At 62.3% G+C, this 15,959-nt stretch carries 12 protein-coding genes; 2 read left to right on the top strand and 10 right to left on the bottom strand.

Annotation, left to right across the window (positions count from 1 at the left end; genetic code table 11):
* Positions 1-5: 5 nt before the first annotated feature.
* Genes EFB14_RS19955 through EFB14_RS19940 form a run of 4 tightly spaced genes read right to left on the bottom strand, consistent with a single transcriptional unit; the run spans position 6 to position 4,851 of the window.
* A complete protein-coding gene (locus EFB14_RS19955; protein WP_126828258.1) occupies positions 6-1,481 on the bottom strand; it encodes a c-type cytochrome in 1,476 nt (491 codons plus the stop codon).
* A complete protein-coding gene (locus tag EFB14_RS19950; RefSeq protein ID WP_125850375.1) occupies positions 1,478-1,909 on the bottom strand; it encodes a hypothetical protein in 432 nt (143 codons plus the stop codon). Before EFB14_RS19950 ends, EFB14_RS19955 begins: the two co-directional genes overlap by 4 nt.
* Entirely contained in the window at positions 1,906-3,432 is a 1,527-nt protein-coding gene (locus tag EFB14_RS19945; RefSeq protein WP_126828256.1) for a c-type cytochrome, read from the bottom strand. Before EFB14_RS19945 ends, EFB14_RS19950 begins: the two co-directional genes overlap by 4 nt.
* Positions 3,433-3,465: 33 nt before the next feature.
* Positions 3,466-4,851: an NADH:flavin oxidoreductase gene (locus EFB14_RS19940; RefSeq protein ID WP_126828254.1), complete on the bottom strand. Its 1,386-nt coding sequence runs from the start codon at positions 4,849-4,851 to the stop codon at positions 3,466-3,468.
* A 563-nt stretch (positions 4,852-5,414) separates the two neighbouring features.
* Here EFB14_RS19940 and EFB14_RS19935 point away from each other — a divergent pair.
* Positions 5,415-5,852, top strand: coding sequence for a hypothetical protein (locus EFB14_RS19935; RefSeq protein WP_126828252.1), 438 nt, complete (start codon positions 5,415-5,417; stop codon positions 5,850-5,852).
* 158 nt (positions 5,853-6,010) lie between these two features.
* On the opposite strand, the gene EFB14_RS19930 is transcribed toward EFB14_RS19935, so the two are convergent.
* Entirely contained in the window at positions 6,011-8,473 is a 2,463-nt protein-coding gene (locus EFB14_RS19930; RefSeq protein WP_126828250.1) for a beta-glucosidase, read from the bottom strand.
* A gap of 195 nt (positions 8,474-8,668) precedes the next feature.
* On the opposite strand from EFB14_RS19930, the gene EFB14_RS19925 reads away from it, so the two are divergent.
* Positions 8,669-9,307, top strand: a complete 639-nt coding sequence (locus EFB14_RS19925; RefSeq protein WP_126828248.1) for a TetR/AcrR family transcriptional regulator — start codon at positions 8,669-8,671, stop codon at positions 9,305-9,307.
* Between the two features lie 140 nt (positions 9,308-9,447).
* On the opposite strand, the gene EFB14_RS19920 is transcribed toward EFB14_RS19925, so the two are convergent.
* From EFB14_RS19920 to EFB14_RS19900, 5 genes are all read right to left on the bottom strand, one after another.
* A complete protein-coding gene (locus EFB14_RS19920; RefSeq protein ID WP_126828501.1) occupies positions 9,448-10,320 on the bottom strand; it encodes a DUF6030 family protein in 873 nt (290 codons plus the stop codon).
* A 333-nt stretch (positions 10,321-10,653) separates the two neighbouring features.
* Positions 10,654-11,301 carry a DUF433 domain-containing protein gene (locus EFB14_RS19915; protein WP_125850441.1) on the bottom strand — a complete coding sequence of 216 codons (648 nt, stop codon included), beginning with the start codon at positions 11,299-11,301 and terminating at the stop codon, positions 10,654-10,656.
* 47 nt (positions 11,302-11,348) lie between these two features.
* The gene (locus EFB14_RS19910; RefSeq protein ID WP_126828246.1) at positions 11,349-11,933 is read right to left on the bottom strand and encodes an RES family NAD+ phosphorylase; all 585 of its coding nucleotides are present in this window, start codon (positions 11,931-11,933) and stop codon (positions 11,349-11,351) included.
* Positions 11,930-12,652 carry an antitoxin Xre/MbcA/ParS-like domain-containing protein gene (locus EFB14_RS19905; protein ID WP_126828244.1) on the bottom strand — a complete coding sequence of 241 codons (723 nt, stop codon included), beginning with the start codon at positions 12,650-12,652 and terminating at the stop codon, positions 11,930-11,932. The genes EFB14_RS19910 and EFB14_RS19905 overlap by 4 nt, the downstream gene beginning before the upstream one ends.
* Before the next feature lie 103 nt (positions 12,653-12,755).
* Complete coding sequence (locus EFB14_RS19900; RefSeq protein ID WP_126828242.1) at positions 12,756-15,782, bottom strand: alpha-mannosidase; 3,027 nt, start codon at positions 15,780-15,782, stop codon at positions 12,756-12,758.
* Positions 15,783-15,959 lie beyond the last annotated feature (177 nt).

The raw sequence follows: 15,959 nt of genomic DNA, 5'->3' as shown, positions 1-15,959 counted from the left end.
GATGGTCAAAGTGTCTTGAGATAGGAAAGCAGCTGCTCCTTCGCCTCCGGAGCCAAATCCGTGCCCCAGAGATGACCGCCATTGCCGTTGCCCGGAAGGCTCGTATCGTAGAGCATGCCGTAGCGTTGCCCCGGGCTATCCGGCATGCTTACGAAGCCGCCATTCTCGGCATCGACAAGATCGTAGCCGCGGTAGAACTGCCCCGGCCGCTCGGCGGGCGGAAGCAGCAGGGCCCGCAATGTCGGGACGCTGCCGTTATGCAGGTAGGGACCGCGCAGCCACAGGCCGCCGAGGCTTGTGGCGACATAACCGTCGGTCTTCTGGAAATTGGTAAAACCCCAGGCATAGCCGGGCTCATAGACCGCATAGCGATCGCGGGCGGCCGGCGTCCACATATCAAGGCGATGACGGTCGGTGCCGAGCTCGACGATCGAGATCGGCGTCCGGTAGCGGGCGCCCTTGGCATCGTGGCAGACGGCGCATTGCGCGGCATAGATCGCGCGGCCGGCGTCCACATCAGCCGCATCGACATGATAGGGATCGCCTGCCGGCCTGAGGGGAGAAAAGGGCGAGGGCGGCGGCCCCTGCAGGCGGATGAAATCCATGATGTGGCGAAGACCCGCTTCGGTTCCCCCATAGGATTTGTAGGTCATGCCGTCGCCGATCGCGCCCGAGACCACCGTCTCGTAGAGATCGGTCTGCAATCCGTCCCAATGGAGCGAGAAGCGGCGCGTGTTGGTCGCGGCGACATCGGCAAGCGACCAGAGCGGCATCATGTCGGAATTGCCGATCGTGTGGTCGTCGGCAAGTTTGAGGTTCTGGAACTTGACCGGGTTGAAGGGATCGATCCGGCCCGGACCCCAGTCCGGCCGGTCCTTCATCCAGGCAAACTGCCGCCCCTGTTCCTGGAGGGCCGCCCGGGTCGCCGGCACCAGCACGAAGCGATAGAGCGCCCGCTCCCAGACCGGCATGTCGTAGATCCTGCCGATCTCCGCCATCACCCGGTCGGCGGTAAACCTGGGATCGGCGCCGACATCGATCAGGAACCGGATATAGGCCTGCGGATTGACCCTCGTTCCCGGGCCGGCGTCGACCAGCCGCGCCGGCTCGTCGGCGCGCAGCCGATAGCTGCCCTGGTGGCAAAAGGCGCAGTTCGGCGCGACGCGCCCGATGACGCCCAGCGTCTTGACCGACAGGCCGACGGGAACCTCGTCGCCGGCGCGCCAGTAGAGGCCGAAGGCGCCGTAACCATCAGCGTTTGCAGGCAGATGGTCGGGGAAGAGCTGCGGCAGGACCCGCCAGATCCAGTAGGGAATTCCCTGCGCCTCTTCGTTGCCGATCGAACCGTGGTTGAAGACCTCGGCCAGATCGTTCGTCCTCGGCTGGGCGACCGGCCGGAAGAGCAGGAAGAACAGCGCGAATGCGCCGACAACGATGAGGACGAGAATGGCGAAAAGCCATTTCCAGAAGACGCGCCTCATGCCTGTCTCCCTTCGGAGATATTCTGTTCGAGCCGCAGGATGCGCAGGAGGCAGAAAAGCGTCGCAATGCCGATCGACCCGTCGAGAAAGACGCCGGCGAGATAGCCGATCGGCTGGCCGAAGACGAAGACGGCGAGAAAGAAGAAGACCGTGCCGAAGGTGCGGGAGGGAAAGACTGCAAGCCAGGCAAAGATGCGGTAGCGGTCGATGTCGAGCGTTGCCGGAATGTAGAAGATCGACAGGATCCCGAGCAGCAGTCCGGCAAATCGCGGCCAGATCAGCTGGTTGACGGTGATGCCGAAGAGACCGAGAATCCATTCCGGACAGAAGATGAGCGGCAGGACGAAGGCGAAATTCAGCAGGATGCCGATCCAGACGAGGACCGCATGCCGTGCCTTCCATTTGCTGAGCGATCGCGACTGGGTCATAGCGTTTTCATATATTCGACGAGGGCGTCTTTTGCGGCGTCCGGCAGCTCCGTGCCGTAGCGATAACCTTCGTGGCCGGCATTGCCGTTGCCGGGCCGCGTCGTGTCGTAGCGAAAGAGATCGCCGCCGGCCGACTGATCCGACCGATAGCCCACTTTGGCGAGATCAAACTCGTCGCTGCCGCGGAACCAGACGGGCGGCCGCATGGCGCTCGGCTGAAGCAGATCGCGCAGGGTCGGCACCGAGCCGTTGTGCAGATAGGGCGAGCGTGCCCAGATACCGTCGAGCGGGTGATTGGCATAGCCGTCGGTCTTGTGGAAGCGGTTGAAGCGCCAGGGGTAGCCGGCATAGAGCAGGTTCTGCTCGGCAGCGAAATTTTCCGTATAGGAGGTCCAGCGCCCCGCATCGGTGCCGATCTCGGCGAGCGGAACCGTCTTGCCGAGCCGCGTGAAACGCTGCCTGTCATAGCTGTAGCCGTTCGCATCCTTGAAGCCGTGGCAATCGGCGCAATAGTGCAGAAACAGCGTCTTGCCCTCTGCCGCCTTCGCCTGATCGATCCCGCCGGCGACGGGGAAGGGCGGCGAAGGCAGATCCCACATCCAGTCTTCGATGCGCTTGATCGACGCGCGGTCGACCGTCACGGGCGTCACGCCGGCGCCGAGTGCGGCGCTCAGGTTTCGTTCGGCCACGGAATCATTATTGCCGTCCCAATGGAGGTTCATGCCTTCGCGCGGACGCTGGCGCCAGATGGCGGGATAGTCGGAAGAGCCGTTCAGCGCAGCACCCGATATATGGGCCTCGTCCATGGGAAAATTAAACTGCAGCGCCTTGTAGGGATTGAACGTGTCCACGCGGCCCGGCCCCCACGCCTCCTGGCGCTTGACGAAATCGAGCTGGGTGCCGAGATCGAGGAAGGCGTTCTTGACCCTCGGGAAGACCACGTAGCGATAGACCAGCCGCTCGAAGATATTGAGATCGCCGCCGACCTTGGGGCTATCGATCGTCGCAATCAGCGCATCCGCGGTAAAGCCGGGATCGCGGCCGACATCGATGAAGAAACGGATAAATTCCTGCAGGCGCAGATTGTTGGACGGTGCGCCGGGGATGAGATGGCGAACCGGATCGCCGGGAAGATGATAGGTGCCGACATGGCAGACGGAACAGTTGAGCCAGACCCGCTCGACGCCTGAGACCACGCGGCGAGACACCCCGATCGGAAGGTCGTCGCCGGGCTTTTCGTAGAGGAAACCGAACCGGCTCCAGCCTTCCGGCCCGAGCTTGTCGGCATACATGACCGGCAAGGCCTTAAAGACCCAGTAAGGCGGTCCCGTAGCCGTCTCGCTGCCGATCGAGCCATGCATGAAATGCTCGCTCTGGCCTTTGAAGGCGACGACATACTGGTTGACGAACACCAGGTAGTAGACGACCGCGAGCAACAGCAGCACGACGATCGCCAGCCACCAGCGGCGGTGGCGCGCGACGGCGATCTCGACGGGCGTCTTGCGGTCGTTGTCGCTGCTCATGGATCCCCTCCGGATGCGCGTGCGATGCGGGCCTCAATGGAAGGTCGGCGGCTCGAAAACCGACATGACCTGCTTGATCATCTCGCTGTAGCGATCCTCGAAGGTTGCCCCGTCAAACCGGCTGAGGTCATAACAGCCGAGCGGGTTTTCGAGATCGTTGAGCAGACACTTGTTGCAGTAGGTGCATTCCTTCTCCGGCCCGTTGGCCTTGGCGAGTATCTCAGGCAGATTGTTGTTGGCGATCAGCGGGCGGGCCATTGTGACAGCGTCGCAGGCTTTCGAGCGGATCGCCTCGGCGATCCGGTCGGCATGCTGGAAGCCGCCGGTGCAGAGCACCTTGATATCGGGATCGATCTTGCCGATCGCTTCGGAAACGGCGCGGGCATAATCGAGATTGATGCCCTCGATGACCTTGCCCCTGCGCCAGCGCCAGAGCGCCTGGAAGGCGCGCCCCAGAAGGGGATTGGAAAAGATCGCATAGTTCATCGGCGCCCGCGTGCCCTGAGAGAGCATGCCGTCATACCATCGGTGGAGGTCTTCCAGCGGCAGGTCGCCGGCGGGATTGCGCGGATGCGGAAAGGTCGAGCCGCTCGAAACATGGAAGGAATCGACGCCCTTGCCGCCGTCGAGCAGCATCGTGCAGATCTTGACGGTCTCGTCGAGCGTGTTGCCCTTCTTGATCCAGGGATAGAGCCAGTCATTGTGGTCGACGCCGTTGATCTTCATCTGCAGGTGAAAGTCCTGGCCGACCTCGCGGCGGATCGCCCTGACGATCTCGAGCACGAAACGCGCCCTGCCCTCCCAGCCGCCGCCATATTCATCCGTCCGGTCGTTGATGCCGGAACTCAGGAACTGCGTCAGCAGATAGCCGTTGGCGCCGTGAAGCTCGACGCCGTCGAGCCCCGCCTCCCGGGCACGCCTTGCGCCTTGGGCGAACTGCTCCACAACCTCGGCGATCTCGGGTTTCGTCATCGCCTGGGCGAGCAACCCATGGAAGTAATCGCTCTTGTCGGTCGAGCTCAGACCCTTGTTGAACAGGTTCTCGACGCCGCCCATGTCCTGCTGGCGGCCGGAATGGCTGAGCTGCATGATGAACCGACAGTCATGGCCGTGAACGCGGCGGCCGACCTCCCGCCAGAAGGGGATCTTGTCGTCATCGTCGATCATCGCGTAACGCACGAGGATGCGGCCGCGCACGGAGACCGGGGTGAAGGAGGAAATGATGCAGCCGATCCCGCCGCGCGCGAACTTCTCCTCCCAGTTCAACCGGGCATTCCCGCCATGACCGTTATAGTCGTCGAACTGGCCTGAGATATTGGATCGGAAAAGCCGATTCTTGACCGTCAGCGAGCGGAATTTCAGCTCGTTGAAGATTAGCTTCGCGTTGTCGGCATGTGTGAACTGGCTATCTGGGTGCATGCAGGGCCTATCCGAATAACGTGCCGAAGCAACGAGGGAGAATAAAAAGCCGAAATGCAATGCGAGAGCTATAACTTCCGAGTGTGCTGGACGGTAATGCAATCCTATGTGGTTTGCAAACGGATTCCAGCGCGCTTGCACAGCTAAAAATCTGTGCAAATACAGTCATGAATAACAACCCGTGAAGCGCCTGCATGCGCCTTCGCCTGATATCCAGAGATAACCGGCCCGCCATGCTTTATTTCGAGCAAGTGAGCAAACAACGTTGCCGATTGATCTCGGCACCAGTGTCGTTGAGGCGCCTTAAGATCAGTATTTCCCAGACGAAAACCGCCCGCCGCGTGGATTGTCGGCACCCCTTAAACTCGGCGACGACTTGCGCTGAGATCTTTCCCGCAAGCCCGACCCGCCGGTTGCAAATTATTTAGACGATCGCTTTAAGGATGCGTATGTCACGCCGGGCGCACGCTCCCGCGCCACCGGATGACGAGTCGGAAAGATAGGAAACCATGACACGTCAATGCATCACCAATCCATTTAAGTCTGCAGCAATTTGCCTCGCCATGACAGCCGGAATGGCCGTCTGCACGGCGTCGGCAGCCGCCCCGCCGGTAGCATCAGGCAAGACCGATATCGCTATCAAAGCCTTCAAAGACCTTTGCCTGAAAACCGCCCCGTCCTTCACGGCCGGGATCAGCGGCGCCAAGCGCTACGGCGTCACCGATTTCGACGACCTCAATGGCGGCAAGGACGGCATGACGAAGGACCATTCCATGTCGGTGCAGATCAAGCCCGGCCGGGAATGCGCCATCACCAGCCCCAATCGCGCCGATCCGACCCTGCATCAGCAGTTCTTGCGCGCGGTCGCCGAATTCGCCGACAATGTTCCGATGAATGACAAGCCAAACCAGCCCTTCGTTGCGACCATCAAGGGCAAGCGCTTCATCTTCCAGCACGACCGGAACGGCGGCGAGGCCTATGTCATGATTCCGCAAAAGTAACGGTAAAGCGGAGACGGGTCGAAGCCGCTTGCGGAAATCGACCACGCGGGGCGCGTCTATTCTTTGATGGGCGCGCCAATCACCCGGCAGGCCATCGGGCCTGCCGTGACTATTGGCATATGCATTCGGGCCCAAACGAGTTGCCCGTCACCTGCCGCTTAATACGAAGTCGGCAGCAGGTAGCTGGAGGGCGAGGGCAGGTCGATTACGAACCTGGTGTCGGCGGCATTCGCTGCCACGACCAGCTGATAGTTCCCCGCTTCCGCCCGGAAGGCCCCGGTCTCGACGTCGAAAAAGGCGAGGTCGCGCGGGACGATCTTCATTACTGCCGTACCGGTCTCGCCGGGGGACAGCGAGAGCTTTGCGAAGGCGCGTAGTTCCTTGTCCGGCCGCTCCACCTTCGCCTTCGGCGAGCGGATATAGAGCTGGACGAGTTCCGAGCCAGGCCGGTCGCCGCTATTGGTCAACTCGATGCTGACGGTCACGCCGTCGGAGCTCATTTCGCGCGCCGACAGCAGCGGTTCGCTCCAGCGGAAGCTGGTATAGCCGAGGCCAAAGCCGAAGGGGAAGAGTGGCGCGACGGCGCGTGTGTCGTGATGGCGGTAGCCGACGAAGACACCTTCGCCGTAGCGCACATGCCCGTCCTTGCCGGGATAGATGGCGGGATCGCCCGTGATGGCGGAATTGTCGGCCAGCGCCTTCAGGAAGGTCTGCGGCAGGCGGCCGCCGGGCTCGGCATCGCCGAACAGGACGTCGGCAACGGCATTGCCGAGTTCCTGGCCCGGATACCACATCTGAAGAACCGCGCGGACCTTGCCAAGCCAGGGCATTTCAATGGGACCGCCGGTCTGCAGCACGACGACGGTGTTGGCATTGGCGGCAGCGACCTTCTCGATCAGTTCCTCCTGGCGGCCCGGAAGCCGCATGTCGGGCAGGTCCAACCCTTCCGTGTCCCACTCGCCGTCGCGGCCAACGAAAAGAAGGGCCAGATCGGCATTGCGCGCCGTCTCGACGGCGGCCTCGATATCGGCTTCGCCGAGCGGCTTTTCGACGCCGAAGCGGACGGCGATGAGGTTGATGCCCTCTTCGCTCGCCATGGACGGCTCATACTCGACCGTGACCTCATAGGTCCGGCCTGCTTCGAGCGTCACCGCGCCGCGTTGTTCGTCATTGGCCGTGCCGAAATAATTCTCGCCGCGCGTCCAGCCGTCGCGGCCGTCGACCGCGAGCTGGCCGTCGACGAAGAGCCGCGCCAGCCCGGCATTGGTCATGCCGAAGAGATGATCGCCGCTCTCCTCCGGCACGAATTGCATCGTCATCCGCGCCGAGAAATCGGCGGGGTCGAGCTCATCAGACGGCAGCTCGAACCAGAAGAACTCGCCCTTCTCAACGATCTCGACATGGAGGGGATCACCCTCGCAGCCGCGCCCCTTGAAATATTCGACCGTGATCTTTCCTTTGAACACGTCGATCAGGCGGTTATGGCGGCAGCCGACGGCGTGGCTGATGCTGTTGGCGTTGGAAAGGGCGGCGCGAATGCCTTCGAGCGGGCTCACCGTATAATGCGCGGCGATCTGCGCGCTGCCGCCGCCCATGACGCGGGCGCTCGCGGCATTCGGCCCGATGACGGCGATCCGGTCGAGCGAGGTCTTCGCAAGCGGCAGGATGCCGTCGTTCTTGAGGAGGACCGCACCTTCCGCGCCGAGGCGTCGGATCAGCGCCCGGTCTTCCGGCAGGTCGACCGCCCGCTCGGTGAGATCGGGTTTGCTCTTGAATGCGCCGACCCGCTCGAGCAGCAGCAGCATGCGTCGCGCCGCCGCCCGCACGGTCGCCGCCTCCACCTTGCCCTCGCGCACGGCGGCAACGAGCTTTTCGCCGCGATCGCGCGCCGGACCCGGCATTTCGAGATCGAGACCGGCATTGATCGTCTCGGCCGTCGAATGCGAGCCGAACCAGTCGGACATGACGATGCCGTCGAAGCCCCATTCCTCGCGCAGCACCTTGGTCAGCAACCAATGATGCTCGCTGGTATAGGTGCCGTTGAGGCGGTTGTAGGAAGACATGACGGCCATGACGCCGGCGCGGCGAACCGCCTGCTCGAAGGGCGGGAGGTAGATTTCGCGCAGGGTCCGCTCGTCGATGTCCGAAGACATGGTCTGCCGCTCGATTTCGGATTCATTGCCGGCGAAGTGCTTGATCGTCGCGGCGATCCCCTCCCCCTGCACACCCTCGATATAGGCGACGGCGAGTTCTGATGTCAGCATCGGATCTTCGGAGTAACATTCGAAATTGCGCCCGTTGAGGCCGGAGCGGTGGATATTCACCGTGGGCGCGAGCAAGACGGCGGCACCCTTGCTCTTGGCCTGGCGCGCAAGGGCCGTACCCATCTGCCTGACGAGATCGGGATTCCAGGTGGCCCCGAGCGCGATGCCGACGGGAAAGCAGGTCGCCTTGACGCCGGCAACCAGCGAGCCCGCGCCGCGAGCGCCGTTCGGCCCGTCCGTCACCTTGATCTTCGGCACGCCGAGACGCTCGACGGGAACCGTCGTCCAGAAATCGGCGCCTGACAGCAGCGACACCTGCTCTTCGAGCGTCATCCGGTCGAGAATGGAATCGATCATGCAAACCTCCCGTTCAAAGACATTGCGGACACCGCAAGCCATCCGTCGGGCTTGGGGTCGCCTCCAGCAATTCTTAAACCTACCGATTACTCGGTATTTTTAAGATGTCAACCGCTCGCGCGTCGTGTATGAATTGGGACCGGAGACTTCGGCTGGAGACTTGCCGATCGCCGCTGGAAGAGACAGACGGGAGAGATGGCAGAGTTTTCAGAGACAGAGACTGGACAGGCGGAAAAGCGACGGCGCCGATCCCGCAAGGGTGAGGAGCGCCGAGCGGAGATCCTGACGGCGGCGATGCGGCGCTTTGCCGAAGACGGCTACCAGAATGCCGCCATCGGCGACATTGCCCGGGATGTCGGCCTGTCGCTGCCCGGCCTGCTGCATCACTTCCCCACAAAGGTCGATCTGCTGCTTGCGATCCTCGCAAAGCGCGATCTCGAAAGCGCCGATTTCATCGGGCACTATCGTTCGGATCTGCCAGGCCTACTCAAAGGCATGGTCGAGATCTTTCGCCGCAACGCCGGAATGATCGAGGTCGTCAGGGCCTTCGCCATCCTGAATGCCGAGAGCCTGATGAAGGACCACCCCGCCAAGGCATGGTTTCTCGATCGCGCCACTGACATGCAGAACGGCATCGCCGCGACCTTCGAGCGGGCCATCGCCGATGGCTCGATCGACGGTGGGATCGACAGCCGAGCAATGGCCGCCGAGCTGATCGCTGTCATGGACGGCCTGCAGATGCTCTGGCTGCGCGACCCCGATCGTTTCGACATGGTCGGCGGCCTGGAAGCCTATGTCGACCGCCTGCTGGCGAGCCTTGGTTTAAAGCCGTGACCGCCGGCCTGGGATGGCGCCTTTACCGGAGAGGTCGGCGAGATCCACGTCCGCGCTTTCGTGGATTTCGTCGTTGAGAACTGTGCCGCCCGACCCGACGCTTTTCGACCGGCAGCCAGCCTGTCGCGCTGATCCGTTGCTCAGCCGCAGTTTCCGCTCGATCCTGGATTGCGACCGGTACTTGCTCCGTCATCGAGCGCAGTTGGCTGATCTGGACGTGCCGTTGCGGTCGATGCGGATGAATTTTGCGGATTGCGTAGATTTGTCGTGGCGAGCCAGCGGTCTGTCGAAAAATACGCCCTGGTCCTTGCTTGCGAAGCTGACGCCGCCTTGAGGCCGAGAGCAAAATTAAAGCTGTTTTCGCTGCCGGCTTCGCGCGTGAAACTGAGATAGGCGCCAAATCGTTCGTATTCGACATCGCGAAGGCTTTGGATCGACGCAAGTGTATCTTCGAAATCGCGCCAGCAGGCCTGCTTTACAATGGTCTCGAAAATGCGCAGGACAGCCGGGGCGAGACGCCCCTGGACATCAACCTTCGGCCCGACGATCTTGGCGCGGATCTCAACGAGATCACCCGTTTCATTTCCACGAACCTTGACGAAGGTCGAACTAAGCGGTCGCACCTCATCCCGTTCGTAGACACGCTGAAAATAACATTCATAATCGCGATTGCGCATCGATGCGGCTTTCCATTCGCCCACCTCGATACCGGCCTCTCGAAGAGCGCCGCAAATATTGGCGCCCGAGACCAGCCACACCCGCAGAAACTGACTTGCCAAGTCGAATTTCGGAATCTCGACCAGATGCCGCGATATGGATATCGGCCGAGGAGCCGCCGCATAGGGGCCGGCGGCTATGCGTGATGATCGGGCAGCCTTGTCGAGAGCCCGATCTTCGAAGCCTTCGATCGGGTCTCCGGAGTGGCGGATTTCCCAGTAAAAAGCGACAGCTGCAAGAAGCAGAACGGACATCGAAACCGCTGCCCAAACCAGCCAGCGGCGGTTGCTCCGCATTGGGAACTTCCACTGCCGGGGTGGGCTGTCACGAGGAGGACCGACTGCTGATAACACTTTACCCACGGCGTCACCTCGCAAACCCGTGACCAGCGGCGTTGGTCGGCACGCGGCCAATCAGCTCCCTGCGGCGCGTCCTTCTGAGGCGAGCAACAATGTGAAAGCGGTACAGCCGACTCACCTTCGACACCCGCGATTCTGATGTCGAGCGTATAAGGCGTCAAGCAGGAACCTCAGGCGACTCTCCTAGGGGACTCGCAGACCCACACATATCGAGAACAGTTCAGTCGATCATCGAAAGCCGCGGGCTAAGGCACTCCTCGATCAGGAATTTCATACTGCTTTCCTGCGTCGTGGAACACGGCGATCCGTGATGACCGTCGCCCCGGTCGGCAATTCGTTCACTGGCTTGGGGCGGCCACGCAGCGGATTTGCATCGGCATAGACCTTGGCGAGGCCGACACGTCTTTCATCAAGCGCCGGGTATGCCTCGAGGATCTCATCGAGAGAATGTCCCGCCGCAACTGAAGCGGCGACGTCGTAAACCGGAATTCTCGTGCCTTCGATAACAGGCGTGCCGCCGAGGACATCAGGCGAGGAGCTTACCAGCGCGCGGGCGGCTTCCAGGTTTGAAAGACTCTCCGCCGTCCTCTCGACGAAGGGTGCAAGATCGATGGTGAGGAAATCATGGCGCATCGTCCAATCCTTTTTGGCCAGCGACGCCAACGTCAACGTCTTCCATTTGCTGAGCCTCGGCTCGGCCCACCTGATCATGTTCAGACGTTCCTCCGATGTCAGCTGTCCGGCGCTTTCATAGTAGAAGGAAATGAGCGTGCATGCGGTCGCCCAGACCCGACGTCCGTTCTCCGCAGACAGAAATGCCGCGGGAAGAATTCCCTCGTCAATGACCCTGTTCACGTCACGAAGCGCGACGCGCGTAGCGATTGGGACAGCGACTACAGAAAGCGGACACGGCGGGATTTCGCCGGACGTCGGCGGCAAAACGAGAAGCCGTTACTGAGCGGACATCATTCCCCGTCCATAACAGCGACGTGCAGGGCACCGAGGATGGGGCCGAGTGCGGACAGGCGGACGAGATCCAATGCGGGGCTGTCGGCCTCGAGGCTGGCAGTGGCGCGATCATAGACGGCGACGCACTGCTTGTTGGTGATCCGGGACATGTAGAGAATGCCGTCAAAATCGGTGCGGTCGTAGATTTCCTGGCTGAGCCGGCGTCCGCCGGCCTGCGCCCTTGCCCGAACGGCATCCGTCGCGACCCCGAGCAGGTTTGCGCCTTCGAAGCGCAGGTCGAGCAGGAAGAGCGGATGGGGGTTTCGGACAGCGGCGATCGAATAGCGGTCGAACTCCTCTCGCAATATCCATCGCTCGGCCTTGCCCTGAAACCGGTCGCGAACAATCGTTTCCGCGACCGCCGTCATCGGATCCTGGGCGAGATAGAGTAGCCGGAACTTATCCCTCGGGCTTGAGAACCGTGTCTTGCCGAAGCCCATGCCGAGCGGCGTCGCGGCATGGGCGCGCGCGACGATCCTGACATAGTCGGTGACGTCAGCCCGGATGGCGAGACGTTGCAGGACTGATTTGTCGAGGCTCATTGCGCCGCGAAATAGGTCTGAGCCGCCTCGACGACCTCGTCGGCGCGATCCTGTTTCAGGAGGTCGATAGGCCGGCGCCCACCCAGCATGGGGTTCGGCTGGCACAGCCACAGCCACGCGACCCGCTGATTGGACACGAGAGCGGCGATCGCTCCTATGCCCTTTGCGGGACGCCCGTCGATGAATTGTTCGATCGGATAGACGTGCTTCCTCGTTCCCTTCAACAGTGCGATGACCTCGCCGGCGTGCTGCCAGCGATTGAGCGTGGAGCGCGCAATTGCGAAATCGCGCTGGAGTTCGCTGGCGCCGGCAACTTGCCCGGCCCAATCCTCAAGCCTGCGGGTGACCGCAAGCTCGCCCAGCAGCCGCTCGCCTTCCTCCACTGTGACGATCTTCCCAAGCCCTTCGCCGCCGGAGGGCGCCACGGCCTTCGGAATTTCGAGTGCGATCTTGGCGTTGTCAGGCGCATCGCTGAAAGTTTCCACCAGACCACGAATGCGGCGGGCCAGTTCGCCCTGGCGCTTGCTGAGCTCGCGTCGCACGCTGACGGGAAGATCGACAATGGCTGCAGCCGCCGCGCCCGCAATTCTGGCGGAGAGCGCAACCGAGCCGGACTCGAATGTAGCGTCGGCGTTCAACACGTCGGCGACTTTGGCGGCAACGCGATCGGCGACCTCAGCCTGACGAGCACGATGCAACTGCGCCTGGGAACCAGCCATGAAACCATCTCCGTTCTTACAGGAACTGATATAGTCTCAAATCACCCATTTGTCCAGTTTGTCCCATTTGTCTAGCACTGCAGGATTTCGCGAAAAGGGAATGTCAGCCCTTCTGCAGCCTCCACGTCCTGATTTCGAAAGGCATGATGTCGGCGGGGCCTTTGCGCTCCATCGGCTCTTCGAGAATGCTGAGCGGCTGCGACGCCGTCCATCCGGAAGGCAGGGCAAGGGAAAGCCGGCCGCGCCGGCCGGCGGGCTCGTAGAGACGCAGGATCAGGCCTTCGCCCTCCTCGGCGGCCTTGAGGCCGGAGAAGGCAACGGGGGTGCCGGCGACGGCAAGCGGCGAAAAGGTACCGGCGGAAAGGCCCTTGGCTTCCGCTATGACGAGCGGCTGGTTGAGGTCGAGCGCCTCGTCGAGCACGCCGCCGTCATGCCAGGCGCCGTCATGCGGCATCAGCGAATAGGTGAAGCTCTGCTCGCCTTCATCGGCCAGCGGATCCGGATAGATCGGCCCGCGCACCAGGCTCATGCCGATCACATTGCCGCGGGCACTGTGGCCGTATTTGGCATTGTTGAGCAGCGCCACGCCGAAACCCGGCTCGCTGATATCGACGAAGCGATGGGCGACGGCCTCGAACATCGCCTGCTCCCAGGACGTGTTCGTGTGCGTCGCCCGCTCGACGATGCCGAAGGCGCATTCGAACGTCGCCTTGCGCGCCCGCACGTCGACAGGGTTCAGGGTGCGCAGCAGGGTGCGGCGGTCATGCCAGTCGATCGTCGTTTCGATGTCGAGCCGCTTGGCGTTGGCACTGAGCACATAGGTCTGCGTGACGCTCGAATTGCGATAACGATGAACGACGCGGATCGCCGCGCGGTGCGGGCCGCTTTCGATAAGATCGATGCTTTCGGGCGCTTCGAGACGGACGCCCTTTTCGGCATAATCAGCATCGATATCCCAGGCGTCCCAGTTGCGCGGCTTATCGACCGGATAGACCCAGAGCTGGTTGGCGGAACCATCGACCGCTTCACGGCCGGTCGCCTTGTGGAAGAGGCTGGCAACGGCGCCATCCTTGCCGATCACGACCGCGAGATGATCGTTTTCAAGACGGTCAGGCCCGGCCTTCAGCCCGCCTGCCGACTTCAGCGCCTGTCTGTCGAAGACCGCGACGGACAAGGGCGCGACGATCTCGGCGGCCGAAAGTGCCGTGCCGTCCGCAAGCGTGGCGCTCACCGCTCTCGGCGCAAGCGAGGGATTGACGACGACGAGTGCGTCGGCGATCCCGCCCTTCGGCAGATTGGCCGACAGCGCCTGCAATGCCTTGGCCTGCTCGGCCCTGGCATGATCGATGACGCCGCCAAGTTCCTGTTCCGCGTCCTGATAGACTTCGCGGATGCTCGAACCCGGCAAGATGTCGTGGAATTCGTTTTTCAGAACGACCCGCCAATCCACTTCCAGGCTGCGAGGTTTTTCGGCGCCGAGCATATGGGCGAGCGAAGCGAGGGTCTCGGCGGTGATCAGAGCACGTTCGGCCTGGCGGTGCTTTCGCTTGACGCCGCTTTGCGACGTCAGCGTTGCGCGGTGCAGTTCCAGATAGATTTCGCCGTCCCAGACGGGAAGCTTCTTTTCCCCGGCGGTCTGGTGCGCCTGCTCGTAATAGCTCTTGACGGTGCCCCAGCGCGCCTGCGGAATGGCGGGGAAATCGCGCAGCTGCACCTCCCGCTCCACCATCTCGGGCGTCACGCCGCCGCCGCCGTCGCCATAGCCGACGGCCAGAAGCGAAGCGTGGTGCTGCGTCTTGGCGCGGAAATTCTTCCATGTCGGCAGGTAGCAATCGGGCTGCACGAAGCCGTTATAGCCCTGCATCGGATTGTCGAAGGTATGGGTCAGCACCCGGCTGCCGTCGAGGCCCTTCCACCAGAAGAGATCGGAGGGGATGTGGTTGGTCTCACTCCAGTTGACCTTGATCGTGAAGAAGCTGTCGATGCCGCCCTGCCTCAGGATCTGCGGCAGCGAGCCGGAGAAACCGAAGCAATCCGGCAGCCAGCAGACCGTATGGCGGGCGCCGAAGGTCTTTTCGAAATAACGCTGGCCATAGAGCACCTGACGGACGAGGCTTTCGCCGGTCGGCATGTTGGTATCGGGCTCCACCCACATGCCGCCGACGGTTTCCCACTTTCCTTCCGCGACCTTCTGCTTGATGCGGTCGAGAAGCTCGGGATCTTCCTCTTCCATCTGCGCGTAATAATGGGCGGTCGACTGGTTGAAGCGGAAATCGTCCGAGCGCTCCATCAGTGACAACGCCGTGTTGAAGGTACGCCGCATCTTCCGCCGTGTCTCGCGATAGGGCCAGAGCCAGGCGAGGTCGATATGGGCATGGCCCGTCAGCACCAGCTCGCCGTTCGGCGGGAAGCGCTTCTGCAACTCCTTCAACCGCGCCGTCAGGGCCTCGAAGGCGGAGGTTGCCGAAGCGCTCTCCTCGTCCGTGAGACCCGCCGGATTTTCCTGGAGCTTCGGCAGTTCCCAGATCTTCTGCTGCATGACGGCGTCGGAGGTGCGGGAGACATAAGCCGCCGTATCCGACGGCCAGTCGAGGCTGCGCAAGGTCTCTTCGGCGGCATCGACCAGATGCGGCACGACCTCATGTTCACCCAGCGCCCCAACCGCCTCGGCGACCTGCTTCAGGAGAAGGTGCAGCCGGTGAACGGGACCGTCGAGCCAGATCAGCCGGGCCTTGTTGAGCCTCGGCGTCCGGTTCGGTTCGCCGAAGGGAAAACGGGCGACCGTTTCCGTCGCAATCGAAAAGCGGCGGCCCTTGACCGGAAATTCCTGGTGATAAGGATCGAGACCGAATGTCTCGCTCGCGCCGTCGGGATAGCTGAGCGTAATCAGGCTCTCGCCGCCGAGATCGAGCTGCAGGCGGATATCGTCAAGCGGCCAGCTCTCGGGCGCTTCAGCGCTCGCGGCAAAATGCACGACACCCTGGCGATGCGGCCAGTCCTGATGATGCGCAATCGGCTCGCCCTCGAATGTCCAGCCGTCGATCGCAGCGCTATATCGATCCCGCCAATGCGCCAGCTCGGCAATGCGGACTTTCAGACGGTCGAGACGTTGGGCAATGGTGAGCGGCATGGCTTATCCTGTTGAAAAATCGGCGGCGGACGACCCGCAATCATGGCTTTGGGAGATGAAGATGGTGCGACAGCCATCGCAAATTGCGGGCCCCTCCTCCCAGCGGGTCCAATAATGCTTAGATTAAGTAACTTTGATTTGGCGTCAAGCCCGGAAGAAACTCATTGTGGCAAGTAT

It is taken from the genome of Rhizobium fabae, assembly GCF_003985135.1.
GTDB lineage: Bacteria > Pseudomonadota > Alphaproteobacteria > Rhizobiales > Rhizobiaceae > Rhizobium > Rhizobium pisi.
This window is presented reverse-complemented; position numbering and strand designations above follow the sequence as displayed.